The 15,905-nt window shown below is 66.2% G+C and carries 16 protein-coding genes and 1 pseudogene; 12 read left to right on the forward strand and 5 right to left on the reverse strand.

What is annotated here, in order from left to right:
- Positions 1 to 155: 155 nt before the first annotated feature.
- The gene (locus V3W46_RS19030) at positions 156 to 1,553 is read right to left on the reverse strand and encodes an FAD-binding oxidoreductase (protein WP_331784709.1); all 1,398 of its coding nucleotides are present in this window, start codon (positions 1,551 to 1,553) and stop codon (positions 156 to 158) included.
- The gene (locus tag V3W46_RS19035; RefSeq protein WP_331784710.1) at positions 1,550 to 3,019 is read right to left on the reverse strand and encodes an APC family permease; all 1,470 of its coding nucleotides are present in this window, start codon (positions 3,017 to 3,019) and stop codon (positions 1,550 to 1,552) included. Before V3W46_RS19035 ends, V3W46_RS19030 begins: the two co-directional genes overlap by 4 nt.
- Before the next feature lie 346 nt (positions 3,020 to 3,365).
- Here V3W46_RS19035 and V3W46_RS19040 point away from each other — a divergent pair, with 346 nt between their 5' ends.
- The 9 genes and pseudogenes from V3W46_RS19040 to V3W46_RS19080 all read left to right on the forward strand — a co-directional run bounded on the left by V3W46_RS19040 (position 3,366) and on the right by V3W46_RS19080 (position 11,613).
- The gene (locus V3W46_RS19040; protein ID WP_331784711.1) at positions 3,366 to 4,475 is read left to right on the forward strand and encodes a serine hydrolase domain-containing protein; all 1,110 of its coding nucleotides are present in this window, start codon (positions 3,366 to 3,368) and stop codon (positions 4,473 to 4,475) included.
- Positions 4,476 to 4,555: 80 nt separating this feature from the next.
- Positions 4,556 to 7,174, forward strand: coding sequence for an excinuclease ABC subunit UvrA (locus tag V3W46_RS19045; protein WP_331784712.1), 2,619 nt, complete (start codon positions 4,556 to 4,558; stop codon positions 7,172 to 7,174).
- A gap of 185 nt (positions 7,175 to 7,359) precedes the next feature.
- Complete coding sequence (locus V3W46_RS19050) at positions 7,360 to 7,728, forward strand: DUF7882 family protein (RefSeq protein ID WP_331784713.1); 369 nt, start codon at positions 7,360 to 7,362, stop codon at positions 7,726 to 7,728.
- A 186-nt stretch (positions 7,729 to 7,914) separates the two neighbouring features.
- Positions 7,915 to 8,373: a hypothetical protein gene (locus V3W46_RS19055; RefSeq protein WP_331784714.1), complete on the forward strand. Its 459-nt coding sequence runs from the start codon at positions 7,915 to 7,917 to the stop codon at positions 8,371 to 8,373.
- Complete coding sequence (locus V3W46_RS19060; protein ID WP_331784715.1) at positions 8,370 to 8,999, forward strand: alcohol dehydrogenase catalytic domain-containing protein; 630 nt, start codon at positions 8,370 to 8,372, stop codon at positions 8,997 to 8,999. The genes V3W46_RS19055 and V3W46_RS19060 overlap by 4 nt, the downstream gene beginning before the upstream one ends.
- Positions 8,962 to 9,342 (forward strand): hypothetical protein, encoded by a 381-nt coding sequence (locus V3W46_RS19065; RefSeq protein WP_331784716.1) that lies wholly within the window; start codon positions 8,962 to 8,964, stop codon positions 9,340 to 9,342. Before V3W46_RS19060 ends, V3W46_RS19065 begins: the two co-directional genes overlap by 38 nt.
- 124 nt (positions 9,343 to 9,466) lie before the next feature.
- The gene (locus V3W46_RS19070; protein ID WP_331784717.1) at positions 9,467 to 10,627 is read left to right on the forward strand and encodes a glutathione-independent formaldehyde dehydrogenase; all 1,161 of its coding nucleotides are present in this window, start codon (positions 9,467 to 9,469) and stop codon (positions 10,625 to 10,627) included.
- A 43-nt stretch (positions 10,628 to 10,670) separates the two neighbouring features.
- Positions 10,671 to 10,925: pseudogene (locus V3W46_RS19075) on the forward strand (DJ-1/PfpI family protein); the annotation flags it as partial.
- Positions 10,909 to 11,613, forward strand: a complete 705-nt coding sequence (locus tag V3W46_RS19080; protein ID WP_331784718.1) for a TMEM175 family protein — start codon at positions 10,909 to 10,911, stop codon at positions 11,611 to 11,613. The pseudogene V3W46_RS19075 and the gene V3W46_RS19080, both read left to right, overlap by 17 nt.
- A 78-nt stretch (positions 11,614 to 11,691) precedes the next feature.
- Here V3W46_RS19080 and V3W46_RS19085 read toward each other — a convergent pair whose 3' ends face one another.
- Positions 11,692 to 12,870, reverse strand: a complete 1,179-nt coding sequence (locus V3W46_RS19085; protein WP_331784719.1) for an epoxide hydrolase family protein — start codon at positions 12,868 to 12,870, stop codon at positions 11,692 to 11,694.
- Between the two features lie 126 nt (positions 12,871 to 12,996).
- Here V3W46_RS19085 and V3W46_RS19090 point away from each other — a divergent pair, with 126 nt between their 5' ends.
- Positions 12,997 to 13,671, forward strand: coding sequence for a TetR/AcrR family transcriptional regulator (locus V3W46_RS19090; RefSeq protein WP_331784720.1), 675 nt, complete (start codon positions 12,997 to 12,999; stop codon positions 13,669 to 13,671).
- Position 13,672: 1 nt separating this feature from the next.
- Here V3W46_RS19090 and V3W46_RS19095 read toward each other — a convergent pair whose 3' ends face one another.
- A complete protein-coding gene (locus V3W46_RS19095) occupies positions 13,673 to 14,029 on the reverse strand; it encodes a VOC family protein (protein ID WP_331784721.1) in 357 nt (118 codons plus the stop codon).
- 54 nt (positions 14,030 to 14,083) lie between these two features.
- On the opposite strand from V3W46_RS19095, the gene V3W46_RS19100 reads away from it, so the two are divergent.
- Both V3W46_RS19100 and V3W46_RS19105 read left to right on the forward strand, forming a co-directional pair.
- Entirely contained in the window at positions 14,084 to 14,503 is a 420-nt protein-coding gene (locus V3W46_RS19100) for a MarR family winged helix-turn-helix transcriptional regulator (protein WP_331784722.1), read from the forward strand.
- Positions 14,504 to 14,638: 135 nt separating this feature from the next.
- On the forward strand, positions 14,639 to 15,256 hold the full coding sequence (locus V3W46_RS19105; RefSeq protein WP_331784723.1) for an NADPH-dependent F420 reductase: 618 nt from the start codon (positions 14,639 to 14,641) through the stop codon (positions 15,254 to 15,256).
- On the opposite strand, the gene V3W46_RS19110 is transcribed toward V3W46_RS19105, so the two are convergent.
- Positions 15,243 to 15,884, reverse strand: a complete 642-nt coding sequence (locus V3W46_RS19110) for a TetR/AcrR family transcriptional regulator (RefSeq protein ID WP_331784724.1) — start codon at positions 15,882 to 15,884, stop codon at positions 15,243 to 15,245. The two genes, V3W46_RS19105 and V3W46_RS19110, sit on opposite strands and share 14 nt — an antisense overlap.
- Positions 15,885 to 15,905 lie beyond the last annotated feature (21 nt).

Raw genomic sequence — 15,905 nt, forward strand, 5'->3', positions numbered from 1 at the left:
ACCCACAACACGAGCGGCGCACCGTGCGTCGCCGCAGAAAGAAGGACGCGTGCCCGTTTCATCCGTCGCACCCGCTCATGGCCGATTGCACTCCGCCCTCCGTCCACTCCGTCACCCTTTCGCCCGTCTCTGCGCCGAGCACGGCGTGATGATCGTCATGCGCTAGGAGGGACGCTCTGCGGGAAGCGGAACACGTCGGTCGGGTCGTAGGCCCGTTTCACGGCCGACAGCCGCGCGACGTCAGGGCCCCAGTAATCCATCGCCCAGGAGACGGCCCCGGCGTTGGGTACGTTGGGGTACGCACCGTTCGTGAACGGCTCGAGCGCGGCAGCGAAGGCCGCCACCCAGGCGAGGCACACGGGGGTCAACGGGTCGTCTGGCGCGCCGACTCCCCCGCGAACGCCCCAGCCTGCGCCCGGCTCTGCGTAGAACAGGGCATCGCGGTGCGCGAATGCGCTGCCGCCGTGGGGCTCGCTGGTCGCCACGACACCCCCGAACGCGTTCGTGAAGTAGTTGCATCCGTCGGTCGGAGCACCGGCCAGGAACGATCGGATGACCGCGATAGCCTCGGGCGGGAAGGGCTCGGTCACGAACTGCGAGGCGAATTTCCAGTTGGCCGGCTCCTCGCCCAATGGAACCTGGAAGCCCTGGTACGTCTCGGGCCATGGCGCATCGGTTGTCGCGACATCGGGTGAACCGATCGCGAGCAGGGGCTCGAGCATGCGCAGTGCTTCGCGTTCGTCGCCCGACGCGAGTACCGCGAACAGCACCATCGACCCGCGGTTGATCTCCAATTGGCTGGTCAGGCGTTCGTCGGCGAACGGCGCTGAGCGCTGCCAGAGGTCGAACACCTCGGCCAGCGCGTCGAGGCCCGGCCACGTCACCGTGACCGAGGCGACCCGGGCGAGCGGATGCACGGCGAACGTCAGCGACGTGACCACCCCGAAGCTGCCGTTGCCCGCACCCCTGAGCGCACGCAGCAGCTCGACGTGATGATCTGCGTCGACCGTGATCGCCTCTGCGCCGTGCGCCGATGCCACCACGATCTCAGCTGCGAGCAGGTTGTCACACGCCATGCCGAACGCGCGGGTGAGCAGCCCGAAGCCCCCGCCGAGCGTGGCTCCGACGAGCCCGACCGATCCCTCCGTTCCGGTCGGTGCGGCGAATCCGGCCGCACCGAGCGCGGCGACCGCCGCCGCCTGCGACACCCCCGCGCCGACGGTGGCCGTGCGGTTCTCTGCATCGATCGACACCGAGTGCAGGTCACTCACGTCGATCACGAGACCGTCGTCGAGGGTCGACCAGCCCTCGAGGCAGTGGCCGCCGCTCCGCACTCGCAGGGGAAGACCGGCCGTCCGCGCCCAGCTGACCGCGTCGACGGCATCCTGGGTCGACTGCGGATACACGACGGCGGCCGGCTGGTGCGAGAAGAGGTGGTTCCACGACCTGCGGGCTGCGTCGAACCCTTCGTCACCGGGCAGCACGACCCGGCCGGGTAGTGCGCTGGCATCGAGGGGAACCGTGGCAGCCGACGTCTGAACGGAGACGCTCACTCGACAGCCTCCACAGCCGAACCGCCGTCGGGTTCGCTCTCGAGAACGCGCCGCCGGAAGATCATCAGCCAGGCGAAGTACACCGCTCCCGCCAGCAACAGCCCGAGCACCACCAGCGAGGGAACGAAGGCATCGGGCGGCGTCACCAGCACGAACAGCACCAGCGCGACCCAGACCAACGCCACCACCGTCACCGGCAGTTCGAAGCGCCCGAGACTGAAACCCCCGGGCTTCTTCTCCAGCTTGCCGCGCACCACCAGGTAGAGCACCACGATCCCCCCGTACATCAGGGCCGGCAACAGGGTTCCTCCGACGATCAGCTGGATCAGCGCGTCCCCGGGAAGAGAGACCATCAGAACGATCCCGATGACGACGATGAGCACCGTCGCCGCAACGGGCGTTCGCGTGACGGGGTTGACCCTGCTCATCAGCCGCGGCGCAGGGAACCGGCCGTCGCGGGCCATCGCGAAGACCTGACGTGAACAGGCCGCCATCACCACCATGCCGGCTCCGAAGAACGCGAAGGCGATACCGCAGAGCAGGATGCGCTCCCAGACCGGTCCGAGCTGGCCCCGGATGATCGCCGCTACCGGCGAAGGATCGGCCGTGACGGCATCCACATCTTTGATCGACACCGTGAGCACGATGAGAAAGACCAGGCCGGCGACGCTCGCCGCGATCACCGAGCCCACGATTGCGCGCGGAACGGTGTGGAAGGGGTTCTTGGCCTCTTCGGCCAGGTTCGCTGCGGAGTCGAAGCCGACGAGTGTGGTGAGCCCCATCAGTGCCCCGGCCATGAGGCCTCCGCCGATGGCGAAGTAGTTCGGGTCGGCGATAGACGGCCCGCGGGAGACGAGGTTGCCTGGCTCCCCACCTCCGGTCACAGACAGCACGATCAGCAGCGCGACCACGAGCACCACGATGATGCCGAGCTCGACAGCCACCGCGGCTGAGGTGATCAGGCCGAAGAGTCTCGTCGATGCGATGACGAGGGCTGCCTGCACGACGAGGATCACCAGGGTGAGCATGCGCGCCATGCCCTCGTCGGCGTCCATTCCCAGCAGGGGCATCACCGCCTGGCTCGCCATCGCGTTGGCCATGGTGACGACGGCGATGGCGAGGTACCAGAAACTCAGCCAGCCGAAGAACCAGCCGACCTTCGGATTGGCGAGCCGGGAGGCCCACTGGTACGACGAGCCGCTCAGCGCGATCCGCGCAGCGAACTGGGCGACGACGAGCGCGACAAGGGTCTGCCCGACAGCGGCGATCACCCAGAGCCAGATACCGACGGGGCCCGATGTCTGCAGCACCTCGCCGTAGGTCGCAAAGACGCCGACCGCGACCGAGATGAACGCGAACGAGATCGCGAAGACCTGAAATCCGCCCAGAGTGCGCTTGAGCTGCGGTGAGTCACCAGCCGTTGTCGCAGAGTCGATGCGGCTGGACGACGTGAGTCGGTCGGTCATGGCTGCCCCCCAGTTCTAGACGCCTTCAGTGTGTTGGCGTCTGTGCGATGGTGACAAGCTCCTTAAGCGGCCATGACCGCTAGAGGACGCCCCAAATGGTTTCGCCGCGCGTCTCCCCCCGACCATGCTTGTCACGATCTTCGTGCGACGGGCTGTCTCGGCCCGGCGGAGAAAGGAACCTGACATGCCCCGGCCACTCGCCCGTGTTCACGCCGTGGTAGGCATCGCCGCGATCATCTCGTTGGCGGTATCTGTCAGCGGCTGCTCGACGGCCGGGACGCCCGGAACCTCATCGGCACCAACGGGTTCCCCTGACCCAAGCGTCGACAAAGACTTTGCCGCGGCGATGACCGACCCGATCGCTGCGTGGCGCACGTCGTATCTCACCAGCTCGATGACCTTCGCTGTTCCGGGAACAGTGGTTGCGGCATCCGTCGGCACCGGGCCGGTCGCGCGCGTTGCGAGCGGAGACGCCGTGCTCGGCTCGGAACAGTTGGAGGTCGACGACGCCTTTCACATCGGCAGTATGACCAAGCTCTTCACGGCTGCACTCATCATGCAACTCGACCAGGAAGGCGTGCTCTCTCTCGACGACACTCTCGACCGCTGGTACCCCGAAGCTCCCAACGCCTCAGCCATAACGGTGCGGATGCTGCTGCAGCACGAAAGCGGACTGGCCGAACTCGACTTCGACCTCGTCGGCACAGCAACCACCCAGCAGGTGATCGACGACGTCTTCGCCCAACCCCCCGTGAGCCCGCCCGGAACCGCCTACGCCTACCTCAACGCCGGGTACATCATCCTGGGCAGCATCGCCGAGAAGGCCACCGGCTCCTCGTACGACACGCTCATACAGACCCGCTTCATCGGCCCGCTCGGACTGACCAACACGTACCTCGACGGTGCAGGCACAGGCCCGGCGGCAGTCGACGGGTTCGATCTCGGCTGCGCCCAGGGCACAGGAGGCGACTGTCTCGGCAAACCCTCGACCGCGACCCCGGTCACGCCCACCCCGTCACCCCAGTGGGTCGGCGCATTCTCCGCCGGTGGCATGGTCAGCACCGCACACGATCAAGCCGTATGGATTCGCGACCTCGTCGCGGGCGACGTGCTCGACGCACCCCACCGCGCCGAAATGCAGACCCTCACCCCGCTTTCCTCGAACTACTACGGCGCCGCATACGCCAAAGCCGGCGTCCCCGCCATCCAGCTCGGAGAAGGCACCGGGCTCGCTTCGTGGGCCGTGCCCGGCGTAGGCACCTGCTACGGTCACGCCGGCTCCATTCCCGGCTCGAACGGCATCGCCGCTTTCTGCCCGGATACCGACCTCGCCATCGTCATCCTCAACGACCTCAACCCCGCCGGACTGACCCCCGGCTACCCAGGCCTCCTCGAACTCGCCCCACCCGCACTCCACGCCCTCACCGGAAATACGAGCACTCGATCCTCGTCGTGACGTAGTCGTGAACGCCTGACGCCCGTTCGTCGCGCTCCCTCCCGCCATCTACGCTGGAAATCAACCAGGAGATGCTCGGAATGGATGAAATGAACGGCCCACCAGCCGGAACCGCGTTCGACCGCGTGAGCGTGCGTGGTGCCCGTGAGCACAACCTGCGTTCGATCGACGTCGATATCCCGCGTGACGCCCTCGTAGCCTTCACCGGCGTATCAGGATCAGGCAAGAGCTCTCTCGCCTTCGGCACCATCTATGCCGAGGCCCAGCGCCGATTCTTCGAATCAGTCGCGCCGTACGCGCGTCGCCTCATCGACCAGGTCGGCGTACCCGACGTTGATTCGATCGACGGCCTGCCGCCCGCGGTCGCCCTCCCCCAGCGCCGAACGGGTGGCACCGCACGCTCGACGGTGGGAAGTGCCACGACGGTCGCGAACGTCGTGCGCATGCTGTTCTCCCGCGTCGGAACCTACCCGCCCGGCGCGCCGATGCTGTTGGCGGAGGATTTCTCGGCCAACACCGTGCAGGGCGCCTGCCCCGCGTGCCACGGACTCGGTCGCATCTACGACGTGCCCGAAGAACTCATGGTTCCAGACGACACCCTCTCTATTCGCGAACGAGCACTCGCGGCCTGGCCCACGGCCTGGCACGGCAAACAACTCCAGGACAGCCTCGTCTCCCTCGGCTACGACATCGACGTGCCGTGGCGCGAACTCCCCGCCGACAAGCGGAACTGGGCGCTCTACACCCAGGAGTCTCCGCAGGTGCCGATCTTCCGCGACCTCTCCCCCAGCCAGGTACGCCAAGCCGTCGCAGCTGAAGCAGAACCGTCGTACATGAGCACCTTCCTCGGCGTGCGGCGGTACGTGCTCGACACGTTCGCGGGCTCGAAGAGCGCTCGAATGCGGCAGAAGGCCGCCGAGTTCATGGTGAGCGTGCCCTGCCCCACCTGCGGCGGAAAGCGATTGAAGCCGGAAGCCCTCGCCGTCACCTTCGAGGGTGCTGACATCACCGACATCTCGTCGATGCCTCTGCATGACGTCGCCCGCCTGATGGGGCGGGTGCTGCTGCCCGACTGGGGAACAGCCGGGCAGACCTCCCGGCCCGTGTCACAGGATGATCTGCCCCCCGAGAAGCGTCTGGCCGCCCAGCGGCTCGCTGCCGAGCTGCTTCAGCGCCTGTCGCCGATCATCGACCTCGGTCTCGGCTACCTGACGCTCGACCGCACGACTCCCACCCTGTCGTCGGGTGAACTCCAGCGCATGCGGCTGGCAACTCAGGTTCTCTCACGTCTCTTCGGCGTCGTGTTCGTACTGGATGAACCGTCGGCAGGGCTCCACCCCGCCGACACCGAAGCGCTTCTCCGAATTCTGAGGAGTCTTCGAGACTCCGGCAACACGGTCTTCTATGTCGAGCACTCCCTCGACGTCATCCGCGAGGCCGACTGGATCGTCGACATCGGTCCAGGGGCAGGTACCGCCGGAGGCACCGTCGTCTACTCGGGCGCGATCGAGGGCCTGCGCGACGTGGCGGAGTCCGCCACTCGCCGCTACCTCTTCGAGAACACTGGTGCGGCGGATGCTCGAGCCCGCCGGCGACGAACCGGTGACGCGCAGCTCACCCTCACCGGCGTCACTCGGAACAACCTCTCCGCCGTCTCCGTGACATTCCCCCTCGGGGCTTTCACCGCTATCACCGGCGTCTCCGGATCCGGCAAGTCCACACTCATCAACCACGGCATCCCAGACCTGATACATGCTGACCTCGCCGGCGTCTCGGACGAGGTGCACATCGAGGGCGAGCCAGAACTCGCAACAGACGATCCGCTCCTCTCAGAGGCGCCCGTGTCGACATCCGGTCGCGCCTCCGCACCGGCCGACCGGGTTCGCCGGGTGGTGCAGGTGACCCAGAAGCCGATCGGGCGAACGCCGCGGTCGAACGTGGCGACCTACACCGGCGTCTTCGACCAGATCCGTCGGCGTTTCGCTGCGACACCGGATGCCCGGCAGCGCCACTTCGGTGCGAGCCGGTTCTCCTTCAACCTCCCGAGCGGCCGGTGCCCGGTCTGCAAGGGCGAGGGGATGATCGAGGTCGAACTGCTGTTCCTGCCGACGGTGCACGCACCCTGCACCGCCTGCGGCGGCACGCGCTACAACCCGGAGACCCTGGAGATCCGTCTGAGCGGTATGACCGTGGCCGACACGCTGGCGATGAGCGTGAGTCGCGCGCGGGAATTCTTCGACGGTGACGCCGACGTCACGCCACATCTCGACGCACTTCTCGACGTGGGTCTCGGCTACATCGCGCTTGGACAGTCGGCCACCGAGCTGTCAGGCGGCGAGGCGCAGCGGGTGAGGCTGGCCTCGGAACTGCGCCGCGCCCAGCGGGGTGACACACTCTACCTTCTCGACGAGCCCACCTCTGGGCTGCATCCGGCCGACTCCGACCGACTCATCGGGCACCTTCAGCGCCTCGTCGACGCCGGAAACACCGTGATCATCGTCGAACACGACATGCGTGTCGTCGCGCAGGCGGACTGGGTCATCGACCTCGGGCCCGGAGCGGGCGACGCGGGAGGTCGGATCGTCGCTGAGGGCACCCCGGAGACCATCGCTGGCAACCCCGTGAGTCGCACAGCCCCGTTCCTCACAGCAGCGCTCGACCGGCTCGCACCTCGGCCTTCGTCGAGATCCTCCACCTGAGGGTCTGGCAGTCGGAACCTCGGCGAGCTGCCGGTGCATCTCGCCCGCAAGCTCCCAGAGGTGGGCTCGGCATTGCGGGGCGTAGCGAACATGCAGGGCGTAGGAAGATGGACTCCGCGCCGGCCGAAGAGGAGACTGGCGATAACTCTTCGACGCCGGCGGCACCGCTGACCTGGATGTCTCTTGTGTCTGAGTCGACCTTGGGAGACGTGATGGGTTACATCAGATATGACGGCACGCAGGTTCAGTTCGACGATCGCCTGCTCACCCATCTGCAGATCGTCATCGTGCAGAAGTTTCAGCGCGAACAGTCGTTTCTGATGTCGTGGAAAGACTCCCCCGTCACCGGAGACGGCCGCGCGTCGATCTGGCTCACTCCGAACATCCCGATCTACTTCAAGTTTCTCGGCGGCCGCATGCCGACGATAAGCCGGGTGTGGCTCGAAGCGCTCGCCACCTCAGCCGACAGCTCGACTGGACTGATTGTCACTGCCGAGGATGGCAGGGTCGCCTACAGCACTTCTGACCACGATTTCCTCGGATCGTATTCGTGATCCACACGCCTCTGCCGAGACGTTGCACTGGGTGCGCAGCTGAGCGATATCGATTGTCCTCCTGTTACAGAGGTGTGTGAAGCCCCACTTCCACGCAGTCGGCCGGTGCCTACGATTGCCGCGTTCATGTCGAGGGCGCCTTTCGGAGAAGATCCGCCCTCCGTGACTAAAGGAGGAGAAATGGGCGTGAAGACATCAGTCGCCGCCGGCGCGGTCGGCGTGGCCGCAGGCCTCGTGGCGAGAACACTCGTTCGGGAGCGACCCGATTCGAACGGGGATGCTCGGCACCCCGAGGGCTGGAAGGCAGTGACGATTCTCGGGGATGATGCGGCCTTCACGTCAGGCGGCTACCCCGATCCGCTGCAGCGGATCGCCGAGCTGCTCGTGATTCGAGTGGACAAAGCTCCCGGTGACAAAGGATTCGAGGTTCATGCGCGCCTGCGAGCTGACGCAGACACCTCGACGCTCACCGCTGACGACCCGCAGCGGGCCGTGCGTGCGGCGTTGCGCGATGCGAAGCAGCTCTTCGAGACGGGCGAGAATCTACGGGCGACCCCGCGGCCCCACGGGCATCGGCCGACCACGCTCTTCGGAGCGGCCGTCGACAAGGCCGAAGACGAGGCGAAAGGCGAGGGTGTGCTGTGAAGGCTCTGTGCTGGACCGGAGTGAACAAACTCGACGTCGAGAGGGTCGATGATCCGGTCATCCTCAACAGCCAGGACATCATCGTGCGGGTGATCCTGACCACCACGTGCGGGTCAGACCTGCATCTGCTGGGCGGTTACGTGCCGACCATGCGAGCCGGGGATGTGCTCGGCCACGAGTTCCTCGGAGAGGTTGTCGAGGTCGGGTCTGCCGTGACGAGACACCGTGTCGGCGACCGCGTGGTGGTGTGCTCGTTCATCAGCTGCGGCAAGTGCTGGTACTGCCAGAACGAGCTGTATTCGCTCTGCGACAACGGCAACCCCAACGCCGGAATCCCAGAGATGCTCTGGGGTCAGGCGCCCGGTGGTTGCTACGGCTATTCACACGCGCTGGGCGGCTGGGCGGGCAGTCACGCCGAGTACATCCGGGTGCCGTACGCCGATCAGGGCGCGTTCACGGTTCCCGAGGGCGTGAGCAACGAACGAGCGCTCTTCGCCTCGGATTCAGCACCGACCGGATGGATGGGAGCGCATTTGGGCGGCGTGCAGCCGGGCGACACCGTGGCGGTGTGGCATCGAAGCAGTGGGAATGGAAGCACACAGCGACGGAATCGACTTCGCCTATGACCAGGTCAAGCAGCAACTGCGATTGCAGACCGACCGGCCCACCGCCGTTCGAGAGGCGATCTTCGCCGCCCGCAAGGGTGGAAGCGTCTTCGTTCTGGGCGTGTTCGGCGGTTTCGTCGACAAATTCCCGCTGGGGCCACTCATGAACAAGGGCCTCACCCTCCGTTCCGCGCAACAGCACGGACACCGGTACATCCCGATGCTTCTTGAACGGATGGCGCGGAACGAACTCACGACAGAGCACCTCGCAACCCATGTCATGCCCCTCGACGATGCGCCTCACGGTTACGCGATGTTCAAGGAGAAGAGCGACGGATGCGTGCGGGCGGTGTTCCAGCCCTAACCGCGTCCGATGATCCAGACAGCGTGCTCGCACGCTGGCAGCCGAAGAAATCGAGGACATTCATGACAGCCGACATCATCTGTTGATTCCCATTCATCGTTCACCATAGTTGGAAGGCAAGAAAATGAAAGCGGTAGTCTACGAAGGTCCGCGCAAGGTCAGCGTCATCGACGTTCCCGACGCCCGGATCGAGCGTGCGACCGATGTGCTGGTACGTATCACCACCACGAACATCTGCGGGTCAGATCTGCACATGTACGAAGGCAGAACCGACTTCGAAACCGGTCGGTGGTTCGGCCACGAGAACTTAGGCCAGGTCATCGAGGTCGGCGACGGTGTCGACAAGGTGAAGGTCGGCGATTACGTCGTCATCCCGTTCAATGTCGCGTGCGGGCACTGCAAGAATTGCGAACGCGGCCTCACGAACTACTGCCTTACGGCCCAGCCCGTCCCAGAATGGGCAGGTGCGGCCTACGGCTTCGCCGACATGGGTCCATGGGCCGGCGGCCAGGCAGACCTGCTGCGTGTGCCGTGGGGCGACTTCAACTGCCTACGACTGGGCGACGACGCCGAAGAGAAGCAGGCCGACTATGTGATGCTCGCCGACATCTTTCCGACCGGATACCACGCCACCGAACTCGCTCACGTCAAACCAGGTGATCAGACCGTCATCTACGGAGCCGGGCCGGTGGGCTGCATGGCCGCCTACTCGGCCATCCTCAAAGGCGCGAGCAAGGTGATGGTCGTCGACCGACACCCCGACCGGCTGAAGAAGATCGAAGAGATCGGAGCGATCCCGATCGATGACTCGAAGGTCGACCCCGTCGAAGCCGTCAATGAGATGACGATGGGGCTGGGTGCCGACAACGGCTGCGAATGCGTCGGCTACCAAGCCCACGATCCGCAGGGAAACGAACAACCGAACCTGACGCTGAACCGATTGGTGAGGTCGGTGCGCTTCACCGGCGAGATCGGTGTCGTGGGGGTGTTCATCCCCCAGGATCCTGGGGCATCCGACAAGCTGGCCAAGCAGGGCGAGGTCGCTCTCGATTTCGGCGAGTTCTGGTTCCGCGGGCAGAAGCTCGGTAGCGGCCAGTGCCCGGTCAAACGGTACAACCGTCAGTTGCGCGACCTCATTGCCGCAGGAAAAGCCACCCCGTCGTGGATCGTCAGCCACGAGTTGTCGCTCGAAGACGCTCCCGACGCGTACGAGCATTTCGACAACCGTGACGACGGCTGGACCAAGGTCGTTCTGCACCCCGATCTGGCGTCGGCGGCGGCGTGAGATGGCTGCCGAGTTGAATTGACGGCGCGTCGCCGAAGCCGACCGGACACGAGGACGACGTCTCACGATGTGGTCGAGCATCCGCACCGATCTGCGCAACGCCAAAGCCGAGGTCGTCGACGAAACTGTGGCCACCGGTGGCACGCTCACCATCAGCCGATCACCAGGCGACCTCCCCGCCTTCTGCGAGCGCATCCTGCGCGAATTCGCAGAGACACACGAGGAACGAGACTCGAGCACGGCGGCAGGCCATCGGTCTGCCGCCGAGAAGGGTGCAGCCAGTGACACAGAGCGATGAGGGTGACCAGCGAAAGCGGCGAAACACGGCGACACGCTCGGAGCCCGGCCGAGCGATCGCCTTCAGCGACGCGATCATTGCGATCGTCATCACGCTCCTCGTGCTCGATCTCAGGCCACCCGACACCGAGCCGGGAGGGCTGTTGGCCGGTCTGCTGGATGAGTGGCCGACCTACCTCGCCTATGCGGCCTCGTACACGTACCTGGCGGTGATCTGGCTCAATCACAAGGCCGCGTTCACACGAATCCGCGAGATGGATGTCGGGCTGCAGTGGGCCAATCTGGGTATCCTCGCCACACTCGCCCTGGTGCCCTGGCCGACGGCCGTCATCGCCAACACGGCCAGAACCGGTAACCCGACCGACGAACGTGTCGCGGTCGCGCTGTACGCGCTGGTCGGCGCGCTTCTGTGCCTGTCATGGCTGGTGTTCTTCTGGTATCTGGCGCGCCACCCAGAACTCACGAAGGAGAACGTCGACGATCGCTACTTCGCACGCGAACGCCCACGGGCCCTCATTGGCGTGCTGCTGTATCTGGCGGCGGGAACGGCCGGTCTTCTCATCGACCCTCTGATCGCGTCAGTGATCTTCTTGCTCCTGCCCGCGTTCTACGCGCTCACGAGCCACGGAATCGACCAGATGCCGTTGTTCGGTCGAGACGCGCAGCGCGAGGGACGATCGCATCTCTGACCACCGCAGACCTGCCCTGCTCCCCCATCCGCACGGCTCTGCATGCGCGCCACAGATCGTCATGCGAGAGACGGAAGGCTACGGTCGATCTCCGACGCGGAGGGAGCGCAGGCCTGTGCGGATTTCGTCGACCAGGATGCCGGGCTGTTCAAGGGCCGCGAAGTGCCCTCCCCTGTCGGCCTCCCCGTAGTGGATCAGGTCGGTGTAGGTGACTTCGATCCAGCTTCGTGGCAGACGCGGAATGTCTGCCGGAAAGACAGTCACAGCGACCGGCAACGTCAGCTTCGGGCCGGCCAGGCCGCCTGCGTAGTTCTCCCAGTAGATGCGGGCAGATGATGCGGCGCTGTTGGTGAACCAGTACAGCGAGATCGCGTCGAGCATGTCGTCCGTGCTGAGCGCGTCTTCGGCGAGCCCGTCGTTGTCGGTCTTCGACTGGAACTTCTCGTAGATCCAGGCCGCCTGCCCCGCCGGCGAGTCGGCCAGCGCGATGCCGACCGTTTCGGGCTTCGTGGCCTGCAGGTGGTTCGACCCGCCGAGTTCACCGGTGTAACGGGCGAGAGTGGCCACGGCGTCGCTCTCTTCGGGCGACAGGATGTCGGGTATCTGCGCCGGGAAGGCATACTGCGTGTTCAGGTGGATGCCGAGCAGCCCCTCAGGCCGCATGGCCCCGAGTGCGGTGGTCACGATGGCGCCCCAGTCGCCCCCCTGTGCCGCCCACTTCTCATAACCCAGCCGTGCCATGAGTTCGCTCCAGGCGCTCGCGATGCGCGCAACACTCCATCCGGTCTCTGTCGGTTTACCCGAGAACCCGAATCCGGGCAGCGATGGGATGACGACGTCGAACGAGTCTGCCGCGTCTCCCCCGAACGCCACCGGGTCGGTCAGTGGCCCGATGAGCTTCAGAAACTCGACGATCGACCCCGGCCATCCGTGCGTCAGGATGAGCGGCAGGGCGTTCGCGTTCCTCGATCTGACGTGGATGAAGTGAATGTCGAGCCCGTCGATCGCGGTCATGAACTGAGGCAGACGATTGAGCTCCGCCTCGAACCGGCGCCAGTCGTACTCACTCTGCCAGTAGTCGACGAGCGATCGTGCGCTCTCCAGGCGCACACCCTGCGACCAGTCAGCGACCGTCTCCGCGTCGGGCCACCGAGTTCGGGCCAGTCGGAGCTTCAGGTCGTCGATCTCGGAGTCTGGCACCGCAATGGTGAAGGGCCGGATGAGCGGGGAAGATGCAGGGGTGGCTGAGGTCGTCACTGTGGTCTCCTGAGGTGGATTGCTGACGGTCGGATGCGAGCGGATACCATTCCACTGCACACGGATGTGCAATGCACACCACTGTGCAACCTACTCCATTGCACACGGATGTGCAATGATGGGCTGGTGCAGATCGAATCCGCCCGTGCTCGCGCCATGAACGACACACGCGACCGCATTCTCGACGTTGCGCTCGAGGTTCTGGGCGAGAACCCCGAGGCCGGAATGGGCGACATCGCCTCAGCCGCCGGCGTAGTGCGCCGCACGGTCTACGGGCACTTCCCCACCCGCTCAGATCTCGTGCGCACCCTTGCACAGCGGGCGGTGGGCGAGATCGAAGCCGTGCTGACCGAGGTGACCGGTGCCGAGGTGAGCGGCGCCGTGGTGACCGGTGCAGAGGTGACCGGCGCCGCAGTGAACGGTGTCGAGGTGGCCGGTGCCGAGGCAACGGCCGACCAGGAGTGGGTCGACTTCGTCGCGCGCCTGTGGCCGTTGGCACACCGCTACCGAGTGTTGTTGGCGCTGCGGCGCGGCGAGTACGGCGACGAGATCCACTCCCTGCTGGGATCGGTCGACCGGGCACTCGCCGCACTCGTGCAACGGGGCCAGAACAGCGGGGTGTTCGCCCGGCATCTGCCGGCGGGCATCCTCAGCCAGGTCGCCTACGCCACCGTGTTCTCCATTGCCGACAGCGATCGGTCGCAGGGCAACCTCGGCGCCCGCGCGGCGACCATGGCGAGCCTGCTCCTGCTCGGCGTTCCCGAGAGCCGTGCCACGACACTCCTGGATGCCCGCCCGTAGCTCAGCGCCGGTTCGACAGGCACACGACGTGACCGTCGCGGTCGCGAACCACCGCCATGGTCTCTCCCCACGGCTGCGCGGCGGCCTGCTGCATGATCGTGCCGCCGCGACCGCGCCACCGCACAACCATTCCCTCCACGTCGTCGACCACGAAGCCGATCGCGACCGCCGTGTCGCTCGGCGACGACTCCCGCTCGTGCAGCAGCAGTTCGATGCCGTCGGCCGTCGACAACCAGGCGAACCCACCGACGCTCTTCGCCAGCTCGAGCCCCAGGATGCCCCGATAGAACTCGAGCGCGGTGTCGACCGATGAGACAGAGACGATAAGGCGCGCGATCGAGGCTGCAGACGTGGTCATGAACAGATCTTCTGCCTTTTGACAGGGGCCTGTCAATATGGGAGAGTGGTCGACGTGGATGACATCTTCACGACGTTGATCGACGAGATCTTCCAGCTGAACGGCGCACTGCTGGCTGCCGGTGATCGAATCGCCGCAACCTCCGGCCTGTCTGCCGCGCGGTGGCAGGTGCTCGGCCGGGTTGCCGATGCACCCGCATCTGTCGCGTCGATAGCCCGCGGCCGGGGGCTTCGTCGTCAGAGCGTGCAAGAGACTGTCGCACGCCTCGAGCGCGCCGGCCTGGTGGTGCGCTCCCCCAATCCCGCCGATCTGCGGGCGCCGCTGGTCGCGATCACCGACGCCGGAGAGGCGGCCCTGGCCCGCATAGAGCCGGTGCGGTCGGCCTGGGCGGCTTCGACGCCGTCAGCCATCCCCCGCGCCGAGCTCGAGGCTGCTCTGAAAACGCTTCAGAGGCTACAGCGACTCATCGAATGACTATCGGCTCGCCCAATCCCGCCACCGAAGGGCGGTGTGCCGCCAGTCACCCCAGCGGCGTGCCCTTGTGTTGAGGCGTGTGCGAGGCTACGTTAAGTACGCAGATCGGTGTACATAAACGGACGGAGCCACACCATGAGCAGCATCAGCATCATCGGGTCGGGAAACATGGCCGGAGCGATCGGCACCCTGGCCCTGCGGGGCGGTAACTCTGTCGAGGTCATCGGCCGACACACCGCTAAGACCGCGGCCCTCACCAGCGAGCTCGGCAACGGTGCCACGGCCGGAACGTGGGGTGCGGTGCCCGCCGGTGACATCGTCATTCTGGCGGTGCTGTTCGAGAGCGCCGTTGCGGTCGCGAAGGAGTTCGGCGAGGCGCTGGCCGGCAAGATCGTCGTCGACATCACGAACCCCTTCAACGCCGATGCGACGGGACTGGCCATTGCCCACGACACCTCGATCGCCCAGCAGGTCGCCGAGGTCTCCCCCACGAGCACCCATGTGGTGAAGGCGTTCAACACCCTCTTCCGCGGCGTTCTGGCCGCCGGCGGCCCGCTCGACGTGTTCATGGCCGGCGATGACGCCGACGCCAAGGCCAGCCTGTCGGAGTTCATCACGAGCATCGGACTTCAGCCGCGAGACGCCGGAGCCCTGAGCATGGCGCACTGGCTCGAGGGAGCGAGCCTGCTGGAGATGGGCGTGGCCCGCAACGGCGTGGGGTTCGACTTCTCGCTCGGGCTCAACCTACGCTGAGGTCGCCGGCGGCCGGCTCATGCACGGGCACAGGCGCACGCGCCGGCACAGGCACAGGCGGGGCCACGGGAACCGCGCTGTCGATGAGCACGACGGCAATCGCGGCAGCGGTCGCGAACGAGTCGGCGTCGAGCACACGGCTGCGCGCCGAAGCGCCATCGAGCAGCAGCGCCAGCTGGTCACCGAGCCGCTCGGGGTGGTCGGCCCCGGCCTCGCGGGCGGCATCGGTGATGCGAGCAGCGAACGCGATCTTGTAGTCGCGGGCGAACTGGCGGGCCGGATGCGCGGGGTCGCCGATCTCGACGGCCGCCTGGATGAACGGGCACAGCGGCGCGTGCACGTCGAACACAGCGAAGAGTTTCTCGCGAGAGGTGAGCTCGGCGTTGTCGAAGACCTCGGGCAGGATGCCGGGATCGAATCGTCGCAGATACTCGGCCACCAGCTCGTCTTTGCCGACGAAGTGCTGGTAGAGCGTGCGCTTCGACACGCCGGCCACGGCACAGAGCTGATCGACGCCCGTGGTGTTGATGCCCCGAGCGGGGAACAGCTGCTGCGACGCGCCGAGGATGCGCTCGCGTGCACCCCGGCCGCTGCGCAGACCCCGCGGTCCCTTCTCCACCTCTGTCATGCGCTCCAGCGTAGTCCACTG

Origin of the sequence: Subtercola sp. YIM 133946, assembly GCF_036553535.1 — a bacterium.
Classification (GTDB): Bacteria; Actinomycetota; Actinomycetes; order Actinomycetales; family Microbacteriaceae; genus Subtercola.

Coding starts and splice junctions, on each gene's coding strand:
- V3W46_RS19035 (WP_331784710.1), bottom strand. CDS start 3,019: ATGACCGACCGACTCACGTCGTCCAGCCGCATCGACTCTGCGACAACG.
- V3W46_RS19110 (WP_331784724.1), bottom strand. CDS start 15,884: ATGACAGAGGTGGAGAAGGGACCGCGGGGTCTGCGCAGCGGCCGGGGT.
- V3W46_RS19095 (WP_331784721.1), bottom strand. CDS start 14,029: ATGACCACGTCTGCAGCCTCGATCGCGCGCCTTATCGTCTCTGTCTCA.
- V3W46_RS19105 (WP_331784723.1), top strand. CDS start 14,639: ATGAGCAGCATCAGCATCATCGGGTCGGGAAACATGGCCGGAGCGATC.
- V3W46_RS19045 (WP_331784712.1), top strand. CDS start 4,556: ATGGATGAAATGAACGGCCCACCAGCCGGAACCGCGTTCGACCGCGTG.
- V3W46_RS19065 (WP_331784716.1), top strand. CDS start 8,962: ATGGAAGCACACAGCGACGGAATCGACTTCGCCTATGACCAGGTCAAG.
- V3W46_RS19070 (WP_331784717.1), top strand. CDS start 9,467: ATGAAAGCGGTAGTCTACGAAGGTCCGCGCAAGGTCAGCGTCATCGAC.
- V3W46_RS19040 (WP_331784711.1), top strand. CDS start 3,366: ATGACCGACCCGATCGCTGCGTGGCGCACGTCGTATCTCACCAGCTCG.